Annotated in this window: 18 protein-coding genes and 1 tRNA gene; 12 read left to right on the top strand and 7 right to left on the bottom strand. The window is 53.7% G+C overall.

Annotated features, from left to right (window positions below; all coding sequences use genetic code 11):
• The first annotated feature begins 238 nt into the window (after positions 1–238).
• Positions 239–2,392, top strand: coding sequence for a protein kinase (locus VFA09_12755; GenBank protein HZU68139.1), 2,154 nt, complete (start codon positions 239–241; stop codon positions 2,390–2,392).
• Between the two features lie 33 nt (positions 2,393–2,425).
• On the opposite strand, the gene pyk is transcribed toward VFA09_12755, so the two are convergent.
• The 3 genes from pyk to VFA09_12740 all read right to left on the bottom strand — a co-directional run bounded on the left by pyk (position 2,426) and on the right by VFA09_12740 (position 5,579).
• Positions 2,426–3,865, bottom strand: a complete 1,440-nt coding sequence (gene pyk, locus VFA09_12750) for a pyruvate kinase (GenBank protein ID HZU68138.1) — start codon at positions 3,863–3,865, stop codon at positions 2,426–2,428.
• A 438-nt stretch (positions 3,866–4,303) separates the two neighbouring features.
• Positions 4,304–4,690: a DUF983 domain-containing protein gene (locus tag VFA09_12745; protein ID HZU68137.1), complete on the bottom strand. Its 387-nt coding sequence runs from the start codon at positions 4,688–4,690 to the stop codon at positions 4,304–4,306.
• A 64-nt stretch (positions 4,691–4,754) separates the two neighbouring features.
• A complete protein-coding gene (locus VFA09_12740) occupies positions 4,755–5,579 on the bottom strand; it encodes an alpha/beta hydrolase (protein HZU68136.1) in 825 nt (274 codons plus the stop codon).
• A 197-nt stretch (positions 5,580–5,776) separates the two neighbouring features.
• Between VFA09_12740 and VFA09_12735 the strand changes: the two genes are divergently transcribed.
• Both VFA09_12735 and serA read left to right on the top strand, forming a co-directional pair.
• Positions 5,777–6,934, top strand: coding sequence for an alanine--glyoxylate aminotransferase family protein (locus VFA09_12735; protein ID HZU68135.1), 1,158 nt, complete (start codon positions 5,777–5,779; stop codon positions 6,932–6,934).
• Complete coding sequence (gene serA, locus VFA09_12730) at positions 6,927–8,606, top strand: phosphoglycerate dehydrogenase (GenBank protein HZU68134.1); 1,680 nt, start codon at positions 6,927–6,929, stop codon at positions 8,604–8,606. The genes VFA09_12735 and serA overlap by 8 nt, the downstream gene beginning before the upstream one ends.
• Before the next feature lie 172 nt (positions 8,607–8,778).
• On the opposite strand, the gene VFA09_12725 is transcribed toward serA, so the two are convergent.
• Entirely contained in the window at positions 8,779–9,459 is a 681-nt protein-coding gene (locus VFA09_12725) for a DedA family protein (GenBank protein ID HZU68133.1), read from the bottom strand.
• Between the two features lie 228 nt (positions 9,460–9,687).
• On the opposite strand from VFA09_12725, the gene VFA09_12720 reads away from it, so the two are divergent.
• The 5 genes from VFA09_12720 to VFA09_12700 all read left to right on the top strand — a co-directional run bounded on the left by VFA09_12720 (position 9,688) and on the right by VFA09_12700 (position 14,103).
• Entirely contained in the window at positions 9,688–11,022 is a 1,335-nt protein-coding gene (locus VFA09_12720; protein HZU68132.1) for an MFS transporter, read from the top strand.
• 268 nt (positions 11,023–11,290) lie between these two features.
• Positions 11,291–11,362 (top strand) — tRNA-Gly (locus VFA09_12715).
• 1,152 nt (positions 11,363–12,514) lie between these two features.
• The gene (locus tag VFA09_12710) at positions 12,515–13,105 is read left to right on the top strand and encodes a TetR/AcrR family transcriptional regulator (protein ID HZU68131.1); all 591 of its coding nucleotides are present in this window, start codon (positions 12,515–12,517) and stop codon (positions 13,103–13,105) included.
• 141 nt (positions 13,106–13,246) lie between these two features.
• On the top strand, positions 13,247–13,408 hold the full coding sequence (locus VFA09_12705) for a hypothetical protein (protein HZU68130.1): 162 nt from the start codon (positions 13,247–13,249) through the stop codon (positions 13,406–13,408).
• 218 nt (positions 13,409–13,626) lie between these two features.
• The gene (locus VFA09_12700) at positions 13,627–14,103 is read left to right on the top strand and encodes a PPOX class F420-dependent oxidoreductase (protein HZU68129.1); all 477 of its coding nucleotides are present in this window, start codon (positions 13,627–13,629) and stop codon (positions 14,101–14,103) included.
• Between the two features lie 142 nt (positions 14,104–14,245).
• Here VFA09_12700 and VFA09_12695 read toward each other — a convergent pair whose 3' ends face one another.
• The 3 genes from VFA09_12695 to VFA09_12685 all read right to left on the bottom strand — a co-directional run bounded on the left by VFA09_12695 (position 14,246) and on the right by VFA09_12685 (position 17,923).
• On the bottom strand, positions 14,246–15,676 hold the full coding sequence (locus VFA09_12695; GenBank protein ID HZU68128.1) for a hypothetical protein: 1,431 nt from the start codon (positions 15,674–15,676) through the stop codon (positions 14,246–14,248).
• Between the two features lie 468 nt (positions 15,677–16,144).
• Positions 16,145–16,921 (bottom strand): hypothetical protein, encoded by a 777-nt coding sequence (locus VFA09_12690; protein ID HZU68127.1) that lies wholly within the window; start codon positions 16,919–16,921, stop codon positions 16,145–16,147.
• A gap of 216 nt (positions 16,922–17,137) precedes the next feature.
• Positions 17,138–17,923: a hypothetical protein gene (locus VFA09_12685; protein ID HZU68126.1), complete on the bottom strand. Its 786-nt coding sequence runs from the start codon at positions 17,921–17,923 to the stop codon at positions 17,138–17,140.
• 359 nt (positions 17,924–18,282) lie between these two features.
• Here VFA09_12685 and VFA09_12680 point away from each other — a divergent pair, with 359 nt between their 5' ends.
• From VFA09_12680 to VFA09_12665, 4 genes are all read left to right on the top strand, one after another.
• Positions 18,283–19,410 (top strand): D-alanine--D-alanine ligase family protein, encoded by a 1,128-nt coding sequence (locus VFA09_12680; protein HZU68125.1) that lies wholly within the window; start codon positions 18,283–18,285, stop codon positions 19,408–19,410.
• A gap of 106 nt (positions 19,411–19,516) precedes the next feature.
• On the top strand, positions 19,517–20,197 hold the full coding sequence (locus tag VFA09_12675; protein HZU68124.1) for a helix-turn-helix transcriptional regulator: 681 nt from the start codon (positions 19,517–19,519) through the stop codon (positions 20,195–20,197).
• A gap of 479 nt (positions 20,198–20,676) precedes the next feature.
• A complete protein-coding gene (locus VFA09_12670; protein ID HZU68123.1) occupies positions 20,677–22,464 on the top strand; it encodes a fatty acyl-AMP ligase in 1,788 nt (595 codons plus the stop codon).
• Positions 22,465–22,491: 27 nt separating this feature from the next.
• Positions 22,492–24,906 (top strand): beta-ketoacyl synthase N-terminal-like domain-containing protein (locus tag VFA09_12665; protein ID HZU68122.1); only part of this gene is annotated, 2,415 nt, incomplete at its 3' end.

Below are 24,906 nucleotides of genomic sequence, written 5' to 3'. Positions count from 1 at the left end.
TTCATGGCTACTCTGCTCTTCCATTAGAATTATAGCAGCAAAGTGGGTAAGCATCAACTTGTGGCGAAAAGCAGTTTTCGCGAAGGCATCCATTCGTATTACAAAAAAGCTGTGATATAATTCTTTATAAGAGATTCTTCTACTCCTTTAAACTTGAGCAGGAGGACGGCCTGTCACGGGGGAGAAGTGCCAGGAATAGCCAGGCACGTACTGACAATAGGTAGGCCAGGTGATAACTATGATCAATCGTATTGGACAGCGGCTTGGCAACTATCGCCTGCTACGCCTATTGGGGCAAGGCGGTTTCTCTGAAGTATACCTGGGCGAGCATGTGTTTCTTGGTACACAGGCCGCAATTAAGGTACTGAGCGTGCGGTTAGTAGCGGAAGAGATGGAGGCTTTCCAGAATGAGGCGCGTACAATAGCAGGATTAAGGCACCCAAATATCCTGCGCGTCCTGGAATTTGGCCTGGAGGATACTATTCCTTTCCTGGTCATGGAATATGCCACAAACGGTAGTTTACGCCAGCAACATCCAAGAGGGGTCCTGTTACCGGCTCATCTTGTACTGTCTTACGTGAAGCAGGTGGCCTCCGCATTGCAGTATGTACACCACCAAAAGTTGATCCATCGCGATATCAAACCGGAGAATCTCTTACTGGGGCCTACAGGTGATGTCCTGCTCAGCGATTTTGGTACCGCGCTGGTTATTCAAACACTTCATAACCCTGTCACCAGAGAGATGGCAGGCACCCTGACCTACATGGCGCCAGAGCAACTGAGAGGTAAGGCTCTTCCTGCAAGCGATCAGTATAGCCTGGGGATCATGGTTTACGAGTGGTTGTGTGGAAGGCCACCTTTCGAAGGAACGTTTATACAACTCTCCGGCCAGCATCTCTTTACTTCACCACCCCCAATGAGTACCTGGGTTCCAGGTATCCCATCCGATGTGGAATTGGTGGTGATGACCTCCCTTGCTAAGGAGCCGGAGCGCCGTTTCGCCAACGTCACGGCATTCGCTCATGCCCTTGAACAGGCTATCATGCCACCACAATCACTTGCTTCCTCGCAGCCCGGCTTCACGTTACCTGCCAATCCTGCACCTGCCCTCTGGCCTGCGCCCTTTCATTCAACACAGCCAGAAGAGCAGGCACCTACCTTGCCCACACCGGTGTTTACGCCTGCGAATACACCACGTTCAGTACCGGCATATGAGCAGATGCCCACCGCTCGTTTCACTCCAGCCTTTCCTGAAACAGTTTCTACGACCCCACCGGCCCCAGCACGCGAATCATTTCCAGGCGAGCCAATCACACCCCCTTTAGGGACATCCAGCCCAAAACCCCAAAGGCGTCACTCGCGGCGTGCTGTTCTGGTCGGTATTCTCGGCCTGGGTTGTGTCCTGGCCGGGGGTGGAGTAGGAACCTGGCTTGTGTTAGAAAGAAATAGAGCGGCATCAGCTATTCAACCGGGCCAGACCCCGACACCCATAACCGAACCGGGGACAACGTTCGTCGTTTATAAAGGTCATACGCAGCAGGTCTATACTGTGGCCTGGCAACGACAAGGCCAATTCGTCGTTTCCGGTGGAAAAGATGATAAAGCTCGCGTCTGGAATTCCTCTACCGGCAAAGATATCTACACGTTCATCGAGCATTCAGGCTCCGTGAATGGCCTGGCATGGTCACCTGGAGGGCAGTCCATTGTGTCCGCCAGTTCAGATACAACCGTGCGCGTATGGCAGGCAACGACGGGCAGCATTGACTTCGTTTACAAGGGGCACTCTAACAATGTACGTACAGTAGCATGGTCACCGGATGGAAGCATGATCGCCTCTGGAGGCGACGACAATACAGTACAAGTATGGGATGCTATGACCGGCGCCCACATTTTCACCTACAAGGGGCATCATAACATGATCTGGTCTGTAAGCTGGTCACCGGATAGCCAGCGTCTCGCCTCAGCGGACGTTGATACGACGGTGCAGGTATGGGATGCAACCAGCGGGGGTAATGCCTTCATCTATCATGGACACAAACAAGCGGTAAAAGCCGTGGCATGGTCTCCCGACGGCAAGTTGATTGCATCAGGCAGTGATGTGCCGGAAAGCAATGTGCAGGTATGGGATGCCAACACCGGAGTGCGCCAACTTACTTACACTGAACATACAGGCGGCATCTATGCAATCGCCTGGCATCCAAAAGGGCAGCACATCGCCTCCAGTTCGTGGCAGGAAGTACGGATATGGAACCCGGTTCTGCCGGCAGGGAAAACATTGAATACGTATAGCGACCACACCGGTGCCGTGCATTCAATCGCCTGGTCGCCCGATGGACAGCGTATTGCTTCCGGGGCCGATGATACGACTGTGCGCATCTGGCAAGCGGTATGAACGCTGAAAGGCGGACGATCACAAGGTATACCCCTACGACCCATCCCCAATGCGATGCAGCTTCACAAAATTGGTACGCGCCCGGCTTGCCACCGGTAATCCTCCCATAATCACCACATGCTCGCCTGGCTGAGCAAGGTTGTCAGCCAGCAAACGTTGCTCAACGACTGCTATCAGGTCTTCGGTCGTGCCGACCATTTCAATGCGGTGCGGCCATACCCCCCACCAGAGCGCCAGCTGGCGATAGACACGTTCAGAGGGCGTGTAGGCAAGGATGGGTGTGCGGGGACGGTCCTTAGAAATGAGATGCGCGGATGTACCGGAGCGCGTGAAAACGACGATAGACTGGACGCTGGCCTCTTCGGTAAGCGCGCGAGCAGCATGGCTGACAGCATGCGCCTGCGAAAGCCGCTTGCACTGCGGCGGCTTCGCGGTACGGTCGCTTACTTCGGCCTCAAGCGCAATACGTACCATTACCTGCACTGCTTCTATTGGATAGGCCCCGGTGGCCGTTTCAGCACTCAGCATAATGGCATCGGTTCCATCGAGAATAGCATTGGCAACGTCACTTACCTCGGCTCGCGTTGGACGTGGATTGGTGATCATCGATTCGAGCATCTGCGTTGCCGTAATGACGGGCAACCCGAGGTCATTACATTTATCGATAATACGCTTCTGGATCAGCGGGACTTTCTCCAGGGGCATCTCGACGCCCAGATCGCCTCGCGCCACCATGACTCCATCGACAACCTCCAGGATGTCATCCAGTCGCGCCACCGCCTCCGGCTTCTCCAATTTTGCGATCAATGGCGTAGGCACGCTATGCTTATCGCCTTTCTCCGCCTGCACATGCCGGATGAGTTCTTTTGCCTCCAGCACATCCTCTGGCCTGCGCACAAAACTAAGCGCGACATAATCGACATCGTGCGAGATGCCGAACTTCAGATCATCACGGTCTTTTTCCGTCAAAGCGGGCGCGCTCACTGCTACCCCAGGCAGGTTGATGCCCTTATGCTCGTCCAACAAACCACCATGTACTACAACACAACGTACATCGGTCGTATTGGCGTCGAGCACGCGCAGCTCCATCAGCCCATCATCTAATAAAATTCGATCACCCTCCTTCACATCCTGTGGCAACTGCCGGTACGTGGTCGAGACAAGCTGAGCATTTCCCTCGACAGGACGAGTGGTGATGGTGAACGTTGCTCCATCGCCCAGCCTCACGGGCTGCCCACCCTGCAATGAGCCTGTACGTATCTTCGGCCCTTGCAAATCCTGCATGATGGCTATAGGAAATCCCAGGCGTTCGGCAACGGCTCGTATTCGTTGGATGATGACTGCGTGTTCATCCTGGGTGCCATGTGAGAAGTTGAGGCGAGCAACGTTCATGCCTGCTCGCATAAGTTGCTCGAGTTGTGCTTCGCTGTTCGTTGCCGGACCTATGGTACATACAATTTTTGTTCGTCTCATGAAGTCGTCCTCCGCTTGAAGTATCTATGCCATTATATCCTTATATCTCCTCGCGCACATATAACCATCACGTCAATTCCTTGCTCTTTTCTTTATAACTCAATACTGGAAGGTTTTCTGTGGCAGGTAGAGGACGAGCTTCGTTATCTATCTTCACCATTACAAAGATCGATACAAACCCGGCACTACTTCGTTGATATCCGTAGAAGAGATGACATAGCGATGCCCTGGTACGAATTTGCGTACCCCCTCTATATAGCGCGTACCGGTGCATCAGTAAGAAGCTGCATTCCTTTTTATTTAAAGGATACTGTTTGTTTTCTTGCTGGATGTCTCTTTTCTCTCGACATAGAGGTGTAGGGGGGAAGGACAATCCCGGTTGCTTGTCCTCTGCACCGCTATCTCTCATCACCAGCTGAGAACGCTCTCCCGGCACGTTCATTCAGGGAAAAAGATGCGCTCATTGCTTACCGGATGGAATAGATGCTCGATGCTCATCCACAGGCTCCTGGCATGATGATAGAAGAGCAAGGGCAGAATGAATGCGATGGCGCCTCCGATGCACAATAGCGAAACGAAGGAGATGGACTGGCTCGCTGCCAGGGGAATGATTACTAGCAGCGTGATCAATTCGCTCACAAATATATTCAGGGCAACCGCGGTAGTGAAGTAGCCCGGCTCGCGCGCGTAGACGAATTCGCAAGCCGGACAGTAGCGGTGCATTTTGAACCAGTGCCGGTACAGCTTTCCTTCGCCACATACCGGACACCTTAACCGCAAACCACGGCTCAATAGTACCCGCGCCTTCTTCAGAAAAAATGACATGACTCTTATCCGCTCTCGGTCAGAAAAAATGCTTTCATCTATGAGAACAAGAAATTAACGCTCTTCATTTCCGGTGGAGGTTCAGGAAATCCTGCACCAGGCGATTGAACGCTTCCGGCTGCTCCATACTCACCATATGGGCGGCGCCTTTGATGATCTCCAGGCGCGCCTGGGGAATCTCCGCGGCGAGTCGCTGTGCCAGGGCAATTTTATCGGGCTGGTCGCAATCCCCAACAATAATGAGCGTTGGCACGCGAATTTCCGCAAGACGCTTGATGGCCGGTGGTTCAAGCACCACTTCCTCCGCCTCTGCCGGTATGGGAACGGTAAATGCATGGTATTGCATTTCGTAGACACGCCGTCGCACTTCTGGATTCACCTGGTCAGGTGTACGTCGAGGCCCATCGACCCAGAAACGTACATTCAGATCGGTCGCTGCTTCCAGGTCGCCGCGCTCCAGATGCATCTCTTCTTCCTCATTAAAGCCCTTTACCGCTTCTGAAGATGGCGCTCCCCCAATGGACGGCGCGACCAGTACCAGCGAATTGACCATTTCAGGATGGACCAGCGCAAAATCAACTGCGACCTTGCCGCCAAAAGATACGCCAACGACATGCGCCTTTTCGATGTGCAGGTAACGGAGCAGGGCCGCGGGGTCTTCATAGGAAGCGAAAGATCCCGCCGGGAACTGCGATTTACCAAAACCGCGCAGGTCATAGCGAATAACCTGGTATTGCGGTGCAAAGACAGGGACCTGTTCGTCCCACATACGGCTGTCCGCGATTCCAGCATGAATCAAGAGCAAGGGTTGGCCCTGGCCGGTGACGGCATAATAGAGTGGAGCTCCCTGTACATCGAGGAAGCCGCTTTCTGAACGTAGTTCTACCACAAAAACATCTCCTTATCCTTTAAATAAATTTGACATCATCCTCCCCTATGCTATACTGTCCTCAGTAAAGTTATCAGCGATGCGGCGGATAACACAGATGTGTCCGCCGCTTTTATTTGATTCGCGATGGAGCAAGGACAGTATAGCATGGAAAAAGATCGGCGGGCAAAGCCGAGATAGATTGAGAGAGAAACCCTATGACAATTTCGGAAAGAAAAGCTATTCCCATTCCAGAAGTAGAACCTCGCAGACCTATTCCCACGCAGAATTTGCGCGTTCCTGGCCCAACACCCATCCCAGCAGCAGTGCTGAACGCGATGAATAGCCCTATGATTAATCATCGCGGTCCCGAATTCGCGGCTATATTGCGTCGTGTGACACAGCGATTGCAATATTTCTTCCAGACGACCTCGCCATTGATGACATTCCCGGCTTCTGGCACCGGTGGGCAGGAAGCAGCAATCGCCAATCTTTTCTCACCCGGCGACCACGCCATTGCGATTACGATTGGCGCTTTTGGCAATCGCCTGGCCACCATTGCCGAGAAGTTCGGCGTGCGCGTAACGCGCATCGAGTTTCCCTGGGGACAGGCCGCCGATCCGCAAGTTGTCGCAGAACGTTTGAAATCGAGCGCGCCATATAAGGCGGTATTGATGACGCATAACGAGACATCAACCGGCGTTACGAACGATATTGAAGCGCTGGCCCGGCTGGTACGGCAGGCGAACCCTGACGCGCTGATCGTTATCGATGCCGTCAGTTCGCTAGGCTGCATTCCGCTGGAAATGGATGCCTGGGACCTTGATGTTGTCTTTACCGGCTCGCAAAAGGGCTGGATGACCCCGCCTGGCCTGATGATGATAGCCGCCAGTCCGCGTGCGTGGGAAGCTAATAAGACGGCTACATCGCCGCGTTTTTACTTCGATTGGGAATTAGCGCGCAAAAATCTGGAGAAGTGGCAGCATCCCACAACACCACCCGTGTCGATTTTCTATGCCATTGATGTAGCACTGGAAATGATGCTGGAAGAGGGACGAGAAGCGATCTTTGAACGGCACGCGCGCACGGGTGAATACGTGCGCTGGCGCGCAAAAGAGATGGGCTTGCAGTTACTCGCCGATCACGAATACGCCTCGAATACCGTGACGGCGATACTCTCACCACAGGGTATTGATACGAAGGCCCTGCTGAAGAAGTTGCGCGAGGAAGACCAGGTGGTTTTTGCCGGCGGGCAGGGACAGCTGGATGGCAAGATTTTCCGCGTTGGTCACCTGGGCTACTTTGAAGAAGCCGACCTGGCCGAAGCGATGGATAGATTGGAATTACGTCTGGGGGAAATGGGATTCCATGCTTAAAATACTTGTAGCCGACCGTATCGCGCAGGAGGGTCTGGCCCTGCTGCGTACCGAGCTTCCAGAAGTTGAGATCGATGTACGTACCGGACTGAAGCCTGAGCAACTACGAGAGATCATCGGCAATTATAGCGCTTTGATCGTGCGCAGCGAAACGCAGGTGACGCGGGACATCCTGGGGGCGGCAGGCCAGTTAAAGATCGTAGGCCGCGCCGGAGTAGGGGTAGACAATATTGATATCGATGCCGCTACGCAGCTTGGTATCATGGTTGTGAACTCTCCCACAGGCAATATCGTAGCGGCCGCCGAACATACCATTGCCATGTTGATGGCGATGGCACGTCACATTCCCGCGGCCAACAGCAGCATGAAAAGTGGCAAATGGGAAAAGAGCCGTTTCCTTGGCGTGGAGGTACGCAACAAGGTGCTGGGGATTATAGGCCTGGGCAAAGTCGGTACGGAAGTGGCACGACGCGCACAGGGACTGGAGATGCAGGTCATCGCTTTCGATCCTTACGTCGCGCCGGAGCAGGCACGCAAGCTAGGTGTGTCGATGGTCGATATGGAAGAAGTGCTGCGACGGGCGGATTTTGTGACCTTGCATACCTCACTTACCAGCGGACCCAACGGTACGCGTGGGCTGATAGGCGCGCGCGAACTCAGTTTGATGAAGCCTGGAGCCAGGCTGATCAACTGCGCGCGCGGTGGTCTGATCGATGAGGAAGCATTGCTCAATGCGCTGGATGAGAATCGGTTGGCCGGAGCCGCGCTCGATGTATTTAGCCAGGAGCCGGTACGTGATGACGCGGTGTTGAAGCAACTGCTGGCATACGAGCAGGTAATCGCCACGCCGCACCTTGGAGCCTCGACGGAAGAGGCACAGGTGGGTGTGGCAACCGACGTAGCGGAGCAAATAATCTCGGTTCTACGCGGCGGTTTCCCGCGAGCTGCCGTGAATGCGCCGCTCATATTGCCGGAAACGCTGAAGATACTGCAACCCTATATGCACCTGGTAGAGCAAATGGGCCGCCTGTATACCCAATTGCAGCCCGGTCCTCTCAAGAAGATCGAGTTTTCGTGCAGCGGAGAAATTGCCGGTTACGACCTGCGTCCATTGCAGGCGGCCCTGATCAAAGGTCTACTCGAATCCATTTCGGATGCCCACGTGAACATGATCAACGCGCAGTTGCTGGCAAAGCAGTGGGGACTGGAGATCATTGAGCAGAAATCAACCATGCCGACCGAATTCGCCAACCTGGTGACGATGCGCGTATTGAATGCCAACGGCTACACCTCTTCCTTCGCGGGCAAACCAGGCTCCGGCGATGAACACGTGGAGGTATTGAGCGGTACGGTAATGCATGGTGGACCGCGCATTGTGCAGGTAGGACGCTATTGGACAGAGTTTATCCCTGAAGGATATATCCTCTTTTGCCGCAACCCGGATCAGCCCGGCATGATCGGACGTGTGGGCACCGTACTGGGCAAAGCCAACGTCAATATTCGCCACATGGATGTCGGACCAGGTTCGCGTATGCCCCGCCATAGAGAAGCGCACCGCTCAACCGATACGGCGTTGATGATCATCTCCGTAGACGAGCCTGTGCCTGATTGGGCGCTAGAAGAGATCGGCGCCGAGGGAGAGATCTTCGGGTTGACACTGGTCAAACTATAACCGGGGGCGCATTGATTTGCGCCCTCTCTTCTTATTTTCTGGGGGAAGAAATACCTGAAAACTTCGAAAGCATCGCTGGCTTTGTTGCCTGCATTGAAGACGCCTGGGGATTGAAACGTTTGAAACATGCCAAACACAGCAATCCGATGAGCGAGTTTTTCATATCTTGAGCTCAAAGTTCGATGAGGTCGTAGTTTTCCTCTTGTTGCTGATGTTCTTGTGCGGGAGCCGTGGACAAGAGTTTCGCACGGATAAAGCGATTGACTCGATATTGGATGAGGAAAGTCAGGGCAACAAGCACAAGCAGCCCGCAGATCGCAGGAACAGTATATGATTGAATCAGGTGAAGCGCGAGAAAGCACCGACGACCAAGCGCCCAACCAATAGAGAGAATACCAACACACCAGAGTACCGAACCAGATGAAGCAGCGATCAGGAAGCGGCGAAAGGGCATATCGGAGATGCCGCAGGGTATGCAGGTAAATGGGCGGATGTATGGTATGATGCGCGAGAGAAACACCATCCAGATGCCAGCTTTCAGAAACCAGTTTTCGGCGGCTATGATCTTTCGCGGATCTATCCTGAATCTCCTTGCCAGGCGCAACAACACCTGCCTGCCACCTTTCATACCGAGCCAATAGCCCAGGCAGGCGCCGCTGATGCTACCAAGAATTGCGGCCAGCGCCAGGATATATATATTGAGGTGGCCCAGAGAAGCCAGCGCCCCGGTCAACAGCAAGAGGGAGCTATTAGCCAGGGGAATGGCAGTACTTTCCAGCAACAAAATCAGCGCAAGCAGGAGGTAAACGATGAGTGGGCTGATGTTGAGGACAGCGTGAATGAGAGAATCCAAGCCTATAACCTGCTTCCTATTTTCGAGGCGAACAACTCTTCTAAATAACACCTCTGACAAAAGTCCTATCTTCTGGCGTATATAAAGACGTATCAGGGCTATGTGAAGTAGCCGTTCCAACCTCTTTGGGCACTATTACGTATGAACTGATTAGGGAAGATGGTTATAATGGGAAGAGATTTGACGCCAAGAAAAACATTTGGATACACCAAACAGAAAGAATTACAAATGACGACAACTCCTGTGACAGAAACGCAAAAAAAGCGCCTGATCAAACCATCGAGAGGTCAGGCGCGATTTGCTTTTACCATTCTACTGATCATCAATATACTCAATTATGCTGACCGTTATGTACTTTCCGCGGTTCTCCCTCAAATCAAACACGAGTTCAATATGACGGATTTTCAGGGAGGGTTGCTCATTTCTTCGTTCCTTATTGTGTATGCGGTGACAACACTTCCAATTGGCATCTGGGCAGACCGGGGCATACGCAAAAATATCGTAGCAATTTGTGTTGGTGTCTGGAGTGTGGCAACAACTTTCGCCGGCTTTACGCGTAACCTTTTTCAGTTGTTCAGTATGCGTTCAATTCTGGGCATCGGAGAGGCCGGCTACGCTCCCGCCTCGCTATCACTGCTCGGCGACTTTTTCTCCAAAACCCATCGCGGCCGCATCCTTTCCTTCTGGTCAATCGGCACCCTGATTGGTGCGGCGATTGGAGTATCGGTTGGCGGACGCATTGCCGATACATTGGGATGGCGCTGGGCATTCTATATCGTCGGCATACCCGGCCTGATCGCGGCATTTCTAGCATGGCGCATAAAGGAACCCAAACGAGGTGTTTTTGACACCGAAGAAGGCGAATCAGGTGAAAATGCCGCGGATACCTCGACTGCGCATGGTAAAATCGACCAGAACTTCTGGGGTACAGCGAGAGCGCTTCTCAGGATTCCAACTTACTGGGTGCTGCTGGGTGCGCTCACTTTCAGCTTCTTCACGATTGGTGGTACATCTTTCTGGTTGACGACCTACCTCACGCGTGCTTTTTCGCTCTCGTTAACGGAGGCCGGCTCAGTCTCTGGAATCGTGTTGATAGTCACCGGCCTGACCGGGACAATTATCGGCGGCTGGTTAGCGGACTTTTTACAGAGTCGACGACCCCAGGGCCGCATGATTACATCTGTCCTCGGTTTCCTGCTCGGCGCGCCGTTGGTACTTGTGGCTCTCAGCATTCACATCTTTCCAGTATTCATAGGAGTATTCGTCGTAGCAGCCATCTCCCTGAATTTCTGTACGGGACCCTTGAATGCGGTGATTCAGGATGTGATTGCTCCTGATATGCGTGCCACTGCCGTCGGCCTTGCTCTGTTGCTGGCACATTTGCTGGGTGATGCAGCTGCCCCAACGGTGATCGGTTTCATTTCGGACATATCTTCGTTAGGAACAGCGCTGCTGGTAACCGCTCCACTCTTTCTTTTCCTGGCCGGTCTGGTTTCCCTCATCGGCGTGAAAACAGTTGCCAGCGACATGCGCCGCATGCAGGAACAATTGAGGGCAAGATAGGTTTCATCAATTACAAAAGAAAAGGAACCTTCTTCAGAGAGAAACGTTGATGATTGTCCGGCAGTCTCCAGCACGAGATGAGCAGACGGGGCCTCAGGTGGGCGCGAGAGATTCTTCGCTGCGCTCAGAATGACATGACCCCGGAGTCATTGTAACTCCGGGGTCATGTCATTCTGAGCGCAGCGAAGAATCTCTCGCACACTTATGGGTAATCACCAGAAAAATGGGATTGACAACATTACGAAGGTATGGTAGCATAAAAACACATGCGGGAGTAGCTCAGTGGTAGAGTTCCTGCTTCCCAAGCAGGCTGTCGCGGGTTCGAGTCCCGTCTCCCGCTCTCATCGCACAGGAAGTCAGTTCTAGAGCGCGTTCATAGCAAGCGTGCAGTACTGGCTTTTTTGATTCGGGTATGCAGAAAGCGTTTCCTGAGTACCTGCCTCGTAAAGCCACGAGTTCCTGCTTTTCATGCTCATAAACATTGCATGAACAGGATAGGCGTATCTGCCTCTTGCTATGAATGCCTCAAGCAAATTGGAGGTATTCCTGTGTCGTCTCGCAACAAGCACAATCAATCTGCGTCACAATCGCAAGCAAGCAAAAGTTCACTCGCCGCATAAAGTGTTCTCTTCGTGCATCTATCAACGAATACATCCTTGATCACCAGAGCCAGAATCATAGCCCTAAAACTATTGAGTGGCATACGCTCGCATTGGGCAAGCTGGCCGTCTTCCTTGAAAAGCAGGGCGTTACCTACATTGAGGATATTGAGCGCGTACACCTGCTCTCCTGGCTCACGGTGTCGGCTTCTGAACCTGGGTCGATAGGAAAAATTGGGGGATAGTCCATACCCAGACGTCAGAGCCTCTAGCTCCCTCTCCCTCTTCTCGACGCAGAAGGGCAGGGGAAGAGGTCCCGCAATGGCTCTGAATGCTTCGACAATGCTGCTATGTGGCCTGCTAGCCTCCCGAAAAAAGGGAAATGCGAGTTCTCACTCGCATTTCAAAAAGGATGCAGATCGTCCTTTGCGCCTCTCATTGCTTAGCTTATTTAGAATGGGAGCCTGATTTGTCTGTCAGGGTCTGTGAATTATTGCTGGCCTCCACTCTTCTGAGAAAGGAGGGCAAGGGCTTGCTGAGCACAGGAAGCGAAATGGCGGTGGGTCGCTGCGATGCTCTGATGGAGCCATGCCTGCCGCGTGGATCAGGCACGGCTGCCAACAATTTCGCCAGGCTATGCAAGCCGGCTTGGGTGAGCAAACCATCCGCTTGCTCGCTGCTGAGAGCAGGGAGGACACACTGGAGTGCGATACACTACATGAGAAGCTTCTCCTTGAGAGAAGATGGATTGGATATCGCTATCTTCTCTCTCGTGAGAAGCCTCTCTCTGCAATCATTCACAAGCCCTGGACTCTCCGATATGACCCTTGACAAAGCGTCGTGGGTTCACTATACTATGTGTGTGAACATTCACTCACATTGGAGAGGATTGTATGGCAAGCACACGAGACAGAATACTGGAAGCTGCTGAGAAGCTACTGCTTTTGAAAGGGTCGGCACATCTGACTACCAAGGAGATCGCGCGCGCAGTCGGGCTATCGGAAAGCGCGCTCTATCGGCATTTCGACCATAAAGAGGAGATCTTCTTCGCGCTGATGGCCGAGCATCTGCCTGCCTTTCACGAGGCATTTCAGACGCACCAGGCAGGGACCGCAACCATCAGCGAGAATCTGGTCGCGCTCGCTCTGGCGGCGCTGCACTACTATGAGCACATCCTCCCGATGGGCGTCTCCTTCCTGGCAGACAAGGATCTGCTGGCGCAGTTTCGGGCCACAATCCAGCCGCTGGGCATGGGTCCGCACAATGTCTTTGAGCGGTTAGCAATGTACTTTGAGGAGGAACAGCGCCTGGGACGGCTCGGAAAGCATCTCTCGGCGTTGAGCATGGCAACGATGCTGCTGGGCCCCTGTTTTCAGCGCGCGTTCAACTTGCAGTTCCTGGGTGTTGACCCGTTCGGCCAGACGGATCAACAATTTGCCGAGGCACTGGTGCAGGGGCTGCTTGCCGGTCTCCAGCCTTCCTGACTGGCAGCACGAGGACAAAAGCACCTTGAGGGAGTGTGAGTATTCATTGAAACAGCCAACCTGATGAACGGACGACAGCACGTACTTTACCGAGAGCGGTTGGTGCCCCCTGGCAGAGCTGAGCAAGAAGGAGTCACATTGATGATGACGTTAACCGAAATCTTTGCACACAAGGGAAAGTCTATAGAAACCGTTGCAGCATATGTTCAGCAGTACCTCGATGAGCACGCGGTGATGATTGAGCTCTCCGCCCTCCCTGGGTTGGACGCAACCTTTGCTGACCGAAAGGAGCAAGCAAGATGATCAGCGCTGCGTGAGGTGGTCACAGCCTATGGCGCCTGGCTGGCCCAGAACGATGTCCCCAAGTTGTACATCAACAACGATCCAGGAACGGCGACACCGGCAGTGCGGGCGTTCTGCCGCACCGGCTGTGCGCCCTGGCCTAGCGATATATGCTGCTCGGAGTTACCTGGAAACGAGCAGGAAACTCCGAGCAGACGAGTACAAGAAAGAGAGAGAACATGAGCGAAAACACAACACACACCTCTCGGGCGTACCTAACCACTCCCGGCAAGGGCCACATGACCCTGCTGACCAGCTTCCGCCGCAACGGCCAGGGCGTCGGCACGCCGGTAGGCACGGTCGCCTCGGGCGGCAAGCTCTACTTTATGACGGCGGCGGAGACCTGGAAGGTCAAGCGTCTCGCCCACAATCCGCACGTCACCCTGGCACTTGGCACCCGCAAAGGGGAAGCGCTTGGCCCGGCGATTGAAGGCACCGCGCGTCGCCTCTACGATGCAGAAGCCAGGCAGGCACGAAAGCTACTGCGCGTGGGCATCGTGGGCCATTTTTTTGGGGTCCTCTTTGATCTGAAATATCCGGGGGAGAAAACGGCGGTGTATGAAATTGTGCTGGATGCCACAGATGCTGACCCGGGAAGCCGAGACGTTGAACGGATGCAGGCGACGCAGTCGCGGACCGGGTCCAGGGAAAGGTGAGCGCGGCAATGGCTTCAGTAGCCAGCCGTTCCATCTGCTCAATATCGTCGAAGAGCAAGTGGAGCTGGATGAATTCAGCTCCCGCCTCGCGACCGCACGCAGTCCTGCAAGGACGAGCAATGAAGCAGCACATTCGGAGCCCTTAGGAGGAGGCCTCACTTGCCACACTATCAAGTTCCCTTGCCAACTGCGTCACCGATGCTCCGGTCCTGAACATCTCGCGAACTTCGCGCGAGAGAGGAAGTGGAACCTCATAGCCAACGCTATACCCACGCCAGAAAGGTGACGCCGTTACCAGACCAGGCACGGCCGTGAGAGGGTTGGGGTCATCGGAGACCACCCAGAGCCCATCTCCATGAAGCAGCAACGGCATGATGCCCTTTCTCACCAGTCCGACCAGGTGCCCAAACAGGTTCACCTGCTCACTGCCCAGCACCTGCGCCAACCAGTCGGGTCGCTCCCACCCTCCAGCCTGCTGCTCCCCGGCCAGCAGGGAGATGCCGCGCTGCGCAAGCAAGGTAATGGTGTGCAGGGCATTGGCTCTCCCCACCGCATGCCGGTAGCGATCAGGATGCGTCTGCAAAGACGCCGCAGCCTGCCAGAGCGTGGTGGCCCACCGTTTGAGTACGGCTTGCGCGTGGGTCCAGAAGACGCCTTCCTCCACCTGTACCTGATAGCCGATGGTACGACACCCGTTGATCTGCGGCGTACTCATCCAGGCATTCCCAAGAGCGCTCGGCAAGCGTTTGCCATCGAACACCGAACCGGAGGTCTCCGCGTTGACGCGCCAGATACCGGGACGTATGCCATCGTAGGCTCGCCCACGCACAGAATAGTCGGGCGCTCCTGTTCCCAGTTGAACGCTCAGGCTCCCCTGGAGCAAATGGGAGCAGTGGAGATATTTGTGGACGTACCGCTGCCGTTGCTCCACCACGGTCAAAGCACGCTTCCAGGCGACAGGATGCACGCACTCGGTGAAAGGAATGGGTTGTCCCTCAGCAGTGGTCAGGGTACGCAGATCAAGAGGCAAAGCGCGTAACGACGCAATGGACTGGTCGAGGGTGCAGTCGGCGAGGAACTGCTGGGCGACCCGATCGAGGGCATCCGTCACCGGCCTGCCCAGGACCTGGTCCAGGTACGTCACGGTTGCGAGCAGGCTTCTGGCATCGGGAAGGTTCCACTGCCAACCAGCATGCGCTGGAAAGGAGAGGGTCAATCGACGTCTCATCTCCTGGCCACTCCCCTTAGGCCAGAGTAGCACGCTGCTGGGTCTGCTCGAATCATGTGCATCGGCATGCACGAGGACGGACCAGCGCTCTCGCAGGTGCTCGAAATCGCTACAGGTCACCGTTCGTGAGAGCGTAGCTAAAGGAATCACCCAGACCGAGTGCAATCCAACGGTCCAGAGGAAGTCCAACAGCCCGCCCAGGTCGCGCATCTCAGGTGAAAGCAAGCGCGTGCCAAGGACCCGCTTGCCCTGGATTACCTCAAGCAGGAGTACTTCATGGTCTGAAAGAACGCCATATGTTGGATGAGGAGTCAGGAGAGAAGAGTATGTTTCTCGCTTGATCATAGCAACTCGACATTCAGAATGCTGGAGCGGTTCATCTCATGTAGGCTCCAACCACGACTTGTCCCATATAGACACTATAGAAAATAGTTCCCTCTGAAGCAGACAAAAACGGCAATGTTAAACCGACTGCTTGCGCTCTACCTACGTCGTGGTATAAGGAAGCGCCAACATGAATGATCTCTTGAGGGTGTGTGCGTCTCAGAAAGGACCCCCTCATAGCACTCAGGCTGAGGGCAGCTTAGCACCCGATTGTTGGTGGAACCTCGTGGTCTCGGCGATCCCTGATGGCTTTGTCGCTCGTTTCATCTGAAAGGCAACGAACTCGGCAGCATTGTGCTGCCGAGTTCGTTGTAGTTGTCGGGCATAGGTGCGACCGATAGTTCGTAGCCCGTCTCCCGCTCTCTTCAATGCATCATCTCTATATAATCCCATGCTATGTCCATTGGGAACAACACAGAAGCTCGTTTTTCAGCGGTGGCTAAAATCGCGCAACCTTTTGATGCCTGCCTGGTCAAGTACATACTCATACGCGTTGCGGCCAGGGGCAAGCGATTTGCCGTCTAAGTGCCGGAAACCCAGTTTTCTCACCAGGTTATCCCCCTCCACCGTGGCCGTCACCGTGTAAATACGGGTAATCTGATAGCCATTCGCCAGCAGATTCAGGAGCAGGTCGATGAAGCGCGAGACGATAAGACCGGCATAGAGATGCCGTTTATGGGCAGTCAGATGGGGATCGATGGCAATGACATCGATATAGATGCTGAATGGTTCTAATCGCACAAATGGTAGCATCTCTTTTACAGAGATCTCACGCTCAATCTTACGACCGGTAAGGAGATCCTCAAGAAGGTTCTCGGACAAACGGAACATTGAGATGTAGCCGACAACCTCACCATCAACTTTGAGTGAGTAGAATGTAAATTCAGACTTCTGCTGGAAAGCAATACGTTCTGCCAGAGGGGTGATAAAATCGCTGCCAAAACACCTGATACCAATGTTCATCTCTTCTAGCTGATCGGCAGGAGTCGAGCGGGAAAAAATAATTCTGTCGTATTGTTCAAAAAGCATATTCATGGAGAGCGCGAGGGCATCGATATCTCTCCTGGGATACACTCCCTGTTTCATCCCTGGCAACACCACTTTGGGAATGACTCCCTGGCTGACTTTGCGGAAAAACATGGCTTTCGATAAGCCAAGCCTGGCCTGCGCTTCGCTGGCCGTGTAATAATTACTATGAATCGCCATCTATTTACCCTACAATGAAGCTTTACGAAATCCCTGCACTACAGCTTACGACCCCTTGAGAAAAGCTGCCTGTACTTCAGCCTTTGTCATGTGAGGAACTATATCATACTTTATAAACTTTGTGTACTGGCTGGTACTACTTAATACTACGTAAAAGTACTGGAGAGCGATTACACTTGAACAAGTAGCTTACTCATGCTTTAAGAAGGATAACGATTAAAGGCGATGACGAAATTCCTGTTGTAGAGCTTGAAGATGAGCCAGTCCCGCATCGTCAAGGGTATATTCGAAGGCCAGACGACCAGGAACGAGAGATTTTCCTGTCATTTGCTGAAAGCCCAGCCTCTTTAGCAGGTTACTGACCTGCTGCGTTGTGGAAATAGCATAGAGGTGAGTGATCTGATAATCATTTGCCAGGAGATAAGAAAGTACGCTAATAAAGTGGAAGATCATCGTGCCGGCATAGAGACGCCTCAGATGAGTGGAAAGTCCAGAGTCCACAACGATCCTATCAAGAAAGATAGCAAAAGGCTCCAGGCGCACAAATGGCAATACCTCTCGCAAGGTAATGTCTCGCTCAATCTTCTGGCCAGTCAGCAAGGCATCGAGAAAACTATCCGGTAAACGAAACATGGAAACATAGCCCACGACCTTGTCGCGTACCTTGAACGAATGGAACGTAAACGAACACTTTTGCTGAAATGCAATGCGTTCAGCCAGCGAAATTACAAAATCACGCCCCCAGTAGCGAATATCAATAGCCATTTCCTCAACCTGGTCGGCGGGGGTCGACCGCGAGAAGACATACGCCTCTGTCTGAGAAGTCATCGACAGGGCCAGCGCATCTATATCTCGCCTGGGATACATTCCCTGTTTCCTTCCGGGCATGATTACCTTTGGAATCAATCCTTGCCGCACCTTCTGGTGGAACTGCGCTTTGGATAATCCAAGTTTCGCCTGAGCCTCGCTCGCTGTATAGTATTGTGATCCCTGGTTATTCACGGATTTCCTCCATTTTTGAGACTATATCATATTTTTTGTAGTTTTGTAATCCCTATGAAATAGAAAGAAATATTCGCAATTTTTGGTAGAGGTATTGACAAGAAGAAATTTATGAGCTATATTTAACTATAGAAACTTTTGAAACTTTTGGATACTCGTTGCACAAAGATACTCCTGGCTACCTTGTAGGCCTTTCACACTTTGATGCAATGCCGGGTGCATATCCATTCAGTTTCTCCTTTCGGCCATGGATTACCTTTTACTTAAAGCGTTTTTACGAAAGTTTTGTGGGGGCAAATTCAAAATAGTAGTGCTGCTTTTCCGTCATTTGATAGTCTTCAAAGTCAAAGGAGATGCTCATGACCTCAACCACAAGAAAGCTACGCGTGGCACTCATTTTCGGGGGACGTTCTTGCGAACACGAGGTTTCTCTCGCCTCGGCGCTCTCTGTTATGGCTTACCTTGACCCGGACAAATACGAGGTATTGCCCATCGCTATTTCCAGAGAAGGCGCCTGGCTGCCCGGTATTGCGCCCGCGGCACTGCTCACGGCGGAACAACGCGAACAGCCGTGTAGCGCGCAGCAGAAAGAAGAGCGCACTGCTCAGGATATTGCTACTCGCAGTGATAAGCGAACGCACCTGGGCGGTGATCGGCTTATCCCTCTAGAGGAAAGACCAGACGTTGCCTTTCCAGTCATACATGGTACGTATGGCGAGGATGGCACGTTGCAAGGATTGCTTGAGATGGTAGACATTCCCTATGTCGGATGCGGAGTATTTGGTTCTGCGGCAGGGATGGATAAAGACAAAATGAAGATGTTATTTCGCTCCGCCGATCTTCCTGTCGTAGATTCGTTGACCTTTCGCCGCCTGGATTGGGATCGCACACCCGAGCGCATTCTGGATAGGATTGAGGCTCGCCTGGGATACCCCTGTTTCGTGAAACCTGCCAACCAGGGGTCGAGCATTGGCGTAAGCAAAGCGAGTAGCCGTGTTGAACTGGAGCAGGCCATGCAGCTGGCCGCTCAATATAACGGCAAAATTATCGTGGAGCAATCTGTCGATTGCCGCGAGTTAGAATGCTCGGTGTTAGGGAATAGTGAGCCGGTTGCATCTGTTGTAGGCGAAGTCATGATGCAGCACGAATTTTACGACTACGAGGCAAAGTATCTGGATAACTCGTCATATACCGCCGTTCCGGCAGACATTCCAGCTGGTACGGCAGAAGAGGTTCAGAGGATGTCTGTGCAGGCGTTTCTCGCGCTTGATCTAAGCGGCCTGGCGCGTGTGGATTTCTTCTTACAAAGAGAGAGCGGGCAAGTCTACATCAATGAGGTCAATACGCTGCCCAGCTTCACGCCACAGTGCATGTATCCAAAATTGTGCGCGGCTAGCGGGTTACCTTACCCACAATTGTTGGATCGCCTGATCGAGCTGGCAATAGAACGCCACGCGGACCGCAGTCGTAATCGCTCCTGTCTGTAGTGCTTATAATAAGCGACGGGGAAGATCGTTATCACTCGGATGCGCTTGCTTTCCGGGATGTATTGATAAAAATTGGTAATGATTTCATTGATGGAGGAACAAATTCATGAGTACACAGCCCGTTACCTCTGGTTCCGCGCGTCTCCCTTTACCATCTCAGAACCATAAAGTCAAAGAGATCGATTTGGGGGACCTCCGGGATATGCAGCAGATCACGTCCCTTCTCAATCTAGGCCAGCTTTTGTGCGGCCAGTTGCAAGGAGGGGTGAGCCGCCTGTGTTTTGAAATCCAGTCCATGACACAGGAACGCGCGCAACTCTTCCTTAGCCGGCAAAAAGCGCTGAAACGGGTACAGCTTCCCGCCACCACTATAGCCACGTTTCCGGTGCAATTCAAGCACCATGTATATGGTGTACTATGTATTACTTCCGATCCTTTGAATCCTGAGCAGCCTTCAATCGCTCGGCCTGTTGCGCAACTTCTGGCTCAAGCATGCAGCTGGTTATTGTTTACATTTGAACAATCAGCTTTTGTGCAGGGTCAATGCCAGCATCTTGACTACCAGATGAATGGGCCTTTGACCAGGCGCGAGCAGGAAGTGCTTTCGCTGATGTGTCGCGGCTACAATCAGGAGGCCATCGCGCAACACCTGCACATCGCGCCCGCCACAGTAGGCAAGCACCGACAACACATTTACGAGCAATTAGGAGTGCATTGCGAACGAGACGCGCTCCTTGCCGCCTATCACAGCGGCCTCTTTTCTTTGATTGAAGATATCGCCGGCTAGCTCCTCTATAGCATACCTGGTAGCCCCAGCCCAGGCGCGATCATGTAGTTGAAACAAGATAGTTCAGCAAGGAACGCGGGGCCGATGATGAACATTCACCATCAAAATCGGGAGGCATAGCTATCCGTGTCATTCTGAGCACAGTAAGCCGATTTGGTTGTGAACATTTATTGGCCTCACGGCTCTGCCGTAGGGGCCGATTCATCGCGCCCACCGCCGATTCATCGGCCCCGCGTCCCTTGCCGGAAGACGTTGTAAACAACCATGATCGGCCCTCGCGCGATTACCGCAGCAATTTGTCAAACTGCATCATCTAGCCCTTACACCCGCAATATTCACCGGCCAGCACTCATTCTCAAGCAGGCGTAAAAAAAATACTGTTTGAGAGGCACGACAGCGTGACTTTTGTAACGTATCCTTGCTTCAGAAGTTAGAAACACACCTGTAGGAGCATCACACTGCTAGCGTGGAGTTGAAAGATGAGTTATACACTGGCCACTAAGACGGTGGAAGCTACGACCCTTGTCGAACTGCTGCGTTGGAGGTCGCTTCACCACCCAGAACGACATGCCTACACCTTTCTGAGGCAAGGGGAAACTGTTGATTCGCGCCTGACTTACGGAGATCTGGACCGCGAAGCTCGAACAATTGCCTCGCTACTACAACAGAAGGGCGCTACAGCTAAACCGATACTCTTGCTGCACGCGCCGGGTACGGCTTACGTCAGCTCCTTTTTTGGTTGTCTCTATGCTGGAGCAATCGCCGTACCTGCCTATCCACCTGCTTCGGCACGCATGATGCCGCGCATCCAGGCCATTGTTGAGGACACGCAGGCCGCCATCGTGCTTACAACCAGCAATCTCCTCTCTGACCTGCAACGTTACTTTACACATGTGCCAGACCTGCAGCACCTGGAATGGATTGCGACCGATACCATCCCTGCTTCCCTGGCGCAAGAGTGGGAAGAACCACTGCTTACTGCCGATTCGCTCGCCTTCCTGCAATACACATCCGGTTCCACCTCTACGCCTAAAGGGGTGATGGTCACGCACAGCAATCTTTTGCACAATCTGGAATGGCTCGTACAGTACTGCGAGCAAAGGTTTGAAAACGCCAGCCATATGGTGACATGGCTGCCGCCGTATCACGATATGGGACTTATCGGCGGCATTCTCTTTCCAATGTATGGCGGCTATCCATCGACGATGATGTCGCCGTTTGCCTTTTTGCAGCGCCCCTATCGCTGGTTGCAGGCAGTTTCTCGCACTCGGGCTACCATCAGCATCAGCCCGAATTTTGGCTATGATCTCTGCATCCGCAAGCTCACGGCTGAACAGAAGGCAACGCTTGATTTGAGCAACTGGGAGGTCGCGGCCCTCGGCTCCGAGCCTATCCGCAGCGAAACACTCGATCAATTCGCGGAAACCTTTGCCAGCTGCGGTTTTCGTCGCCGCGCCTTCTTCCCCGGTTATGGCCTGGCAGAAGCAACGTTACTGGTGGCAAGTGGCGGTAAAAATGACCTGCCACTTGTACTGGCCCTCGATAAAGCCGCCCTCGAACAGGGATATGTTCGCGCTCCCAGTGACACCGGCACTAGCAGAAATATGGTGGGATACGACCATTTTCTACAAGAGCAAAAAGTAGTGATTGTTCACCCTGAAACCTTGACGCCATGCGCGGATGATGAAGTCGGAGAAATCTGGACTTCCGGCCCCAGCAGGGCCGCTGGATACTGGCAAAAAGCCGAAGAGACAGGGCGCACCTTCAACGCCTACATTGCCACTACCGGTGAGGGTCCTTTCCTGCGCACCGGAGACCTGGGCTTTCTGCATGAAGGGGCGTTATTTGTCACAGGCCGTCTCAAAGACTTGATCGTCATACGTGGGCGCAATTACTATCCGCAGGATATCGAACTAACGGTAGAACAGTGCCATCCGGCGATTCGCAAATCCTGCTGCGCCGTTTTCTCAATCGATGTCGATGGGCGAGAGGAACTTGTCGTACTGGCCGAAATAGAGGCGCGCTATTTACCGGCGCATGAAGCAGCAGGGACTCCGCAGGCAAGCGAAGCCCATCGCAAGCCATTGGACGGCCAGGAACTGATCAAAACGATCCGGCGCGAGATAGCCGAGGAACACGACCTGCAGGTCTACAAAGTCGCGCTGCTGAAAACCGGGGCGATCCTCAAGACATCGAGCGGCAAAGTTCAACGGCGCGCATGTCGTGCCGCCTTCTTAAACGGTGAGCTGAGCATGTGGGATGAATAGAAGACGTGTATAACGGAGTAATTTGACATGAGTTTCTCCGATTTTGAAAAGAACAACGACGCTTCTGAAGAGCGACATGGTGAAGGCAAAGCACACGGGCAGGCATGGAGCCGCGAAGCTATTCAAGATTGGCTGATCGCTCACATCTCCGCTGAGCTTTCGCTTGAGCCGACTGCGCTTGATATACATGAGCCGCTGGCGAGTTATGGCATGGACTCGGTAGCGGCAGTCGGGCTATCCGGCGATCTCGAGGACTGGCTAGGACGCGAACTGGCGCCTACACTCTTCTATGACTATCCTACTATCGTTGCGCTGGCCGGCCACCTTGCCGGAGAGAAACTGCTTGCGGGACGCGATACTGCTGTAGGGACAGTGCCTGGTGCCTGTCCTGGAACACCCGACGAACCAATTGCCATCATCGGTATGGGGTGTCGTTTTCCTGGCGGAGCCGATTCGCCCGAGGCGTTCTGGCAATTGTTGAGCAGCGGGAGCGATGCCATTCGTGACATTCCTGCCGGGCGCTGGGATGTCGATGCCTTTTTTGACCCGGACCGCACTGCCGAGGGGAAGATGTACACGCGCAAGGGTGGATTTCTCGAACATATCGCGGCCTTTGACGCCCAATTCTTCGGCATTTCCCCTCACGAAGCCACGCGTATGGACCCACAACAGCGCCTGTTGTTAGAAGTAGCCTGGGAAGCTCTTGAGGATGCCGGGCAATCCTTGAGCAAAATCGGGGGCAGTTCGACAGGCGTCTTCATCGGCATGATGAGTAACACGGAATACTCCCAACTACAGGCAAAATTTGGCTACGAGACGGGCGATACGTCCTACCTGGATGATCCATATTTCGGCGTCGGCAGTGCCTCAAGCATCGCCGCGGGTCGGCTGGCCTATCTGTTTGACCTGCAAGGGCCGGCAATGACCATCGATACGGCCTGTTCCTCTTCGCTGGTCGCCGTTCACCTGGCCTGCCAGAGCCTGCGCAACGCTGAATGCAGGCTGGCACTGGTGGGCAGTGTCAACGCCATGCTGCTGCCGGAACATATGGTGAATGCCTGCAAGATGGGCATGCTGGCCGCGGATGGGCGCTGCAAGACCTTCGACGCGGACGCGGACGGCTTCGCCCTGGGTGAGGGATGCGGCATCGTCGTGCTGAAAAGGCTCAGCGATGCGCAGGCCGATGGAGATAATATTCTGGCTATTATTCGCGGCTCGGCGGTTAACCAGGATGGACGCAGCAATGGCATTACGGCCCCCAATAAACTGGCGCAGGAAGCGGTGATACGTAAAGCACTGGCAATAGCCGGTATCGAGCCGCGGCGTGTCAGCTATGTCGAGGCGCACGGCTCAGGGACGGCGCTGGGAGATCCCATCGAGATAGATGCGCTATCGGCAGCACTTGCTGAGGGACATTCACAGGACGCGCCGGTATTTGTCGGTACGGTCAAGACCAACATCGGCCACCTGGCGGGCGCCGCGGGCATTGCCGGCCTGATGAAAACCGTGCTGGCCCTACAACACCGCACGATTCCGCCGCACCTGAACTTGAAAACCCCTAATCCCCATATTCGTTGGGAAGAGAATCCGGTGCGAATTCCGGCAACGCTGCTTCCGTGGCCATCGCAGGAACAAACCCGTATCGCCGGAGTCAGTTCTTTTGGCTGGTCAGGCACGAACGCCCACGTAGTGCTAGAAGAGGCCATTCCTACTACATCAACCTCTTCATCTCGTCCCTACCAGTTGCTGCTGCTCTCAGCAAAAACCATAGAGGCACTGGATAAGGCGACGAGTAACTTACAGGCGTATCTCAGGAACCACACTGACGAGCAACTGGCCGATATCGCATATACAACGGCACTCGGACGAACTGCCTTTCAACAAAGGCGCTTTGTCGTCTGCCGCGACATCCAGGATGCCATTACAACGCTTGAAACACCTGGCGGGCAGCACGTACAAACGGGCAGTGCGCAATCGAACCCGGGGAAGATTGCGTTCATGTTCTCAGGCGTGGGAGAGCAATACGCGGGCATGACCGCGGAATTGTACGAGCAGGAAGCGACCTTCCGCGAGACGATTGATCGCTGTGCTGCCATCCTCGAACCTTTGCTGGGCCTGGACTTGAGAGAACTCATCTACACAAAGCCAGAACAGAACCACACGCACCTGAATGGAAATTCCAACGGGCATAGCACATCACAGGGAACATATGATTTACAGGTGTTGTTAAGGCGTCATGGAAACAATGGACACTCCAAATCTCCTGCCCATTCTTCCCATATCGAATCTTCACCCGCAAACCGGCTCAAGCAGACGCGCTATGCGCAGCCGCTGATGTTTGTGATCGAGTACGCCCTGGCACAGTTGTTGATGCAGTGGGGAGTGCGTCCCCAGGCTATGATCGGTTACAGCCTGGGCGAATACGTCGCCGCCTGCCTCTCC

The sequence above is a fragment of the Ktedonobacteraceae bacterium genome (genome assembly GCA_035653615.1).
Taxonomy (GTDB): Bacteria; Chloroflexota; Ktedonobacteria; order Ktedonobacterales; family Ktedonobacteraceae; genus DASRBN01.
Note: the sequence above shows the minus strand (reverse complement) of the source record. Positions and strands in the feature narration are given on the sequence as shown.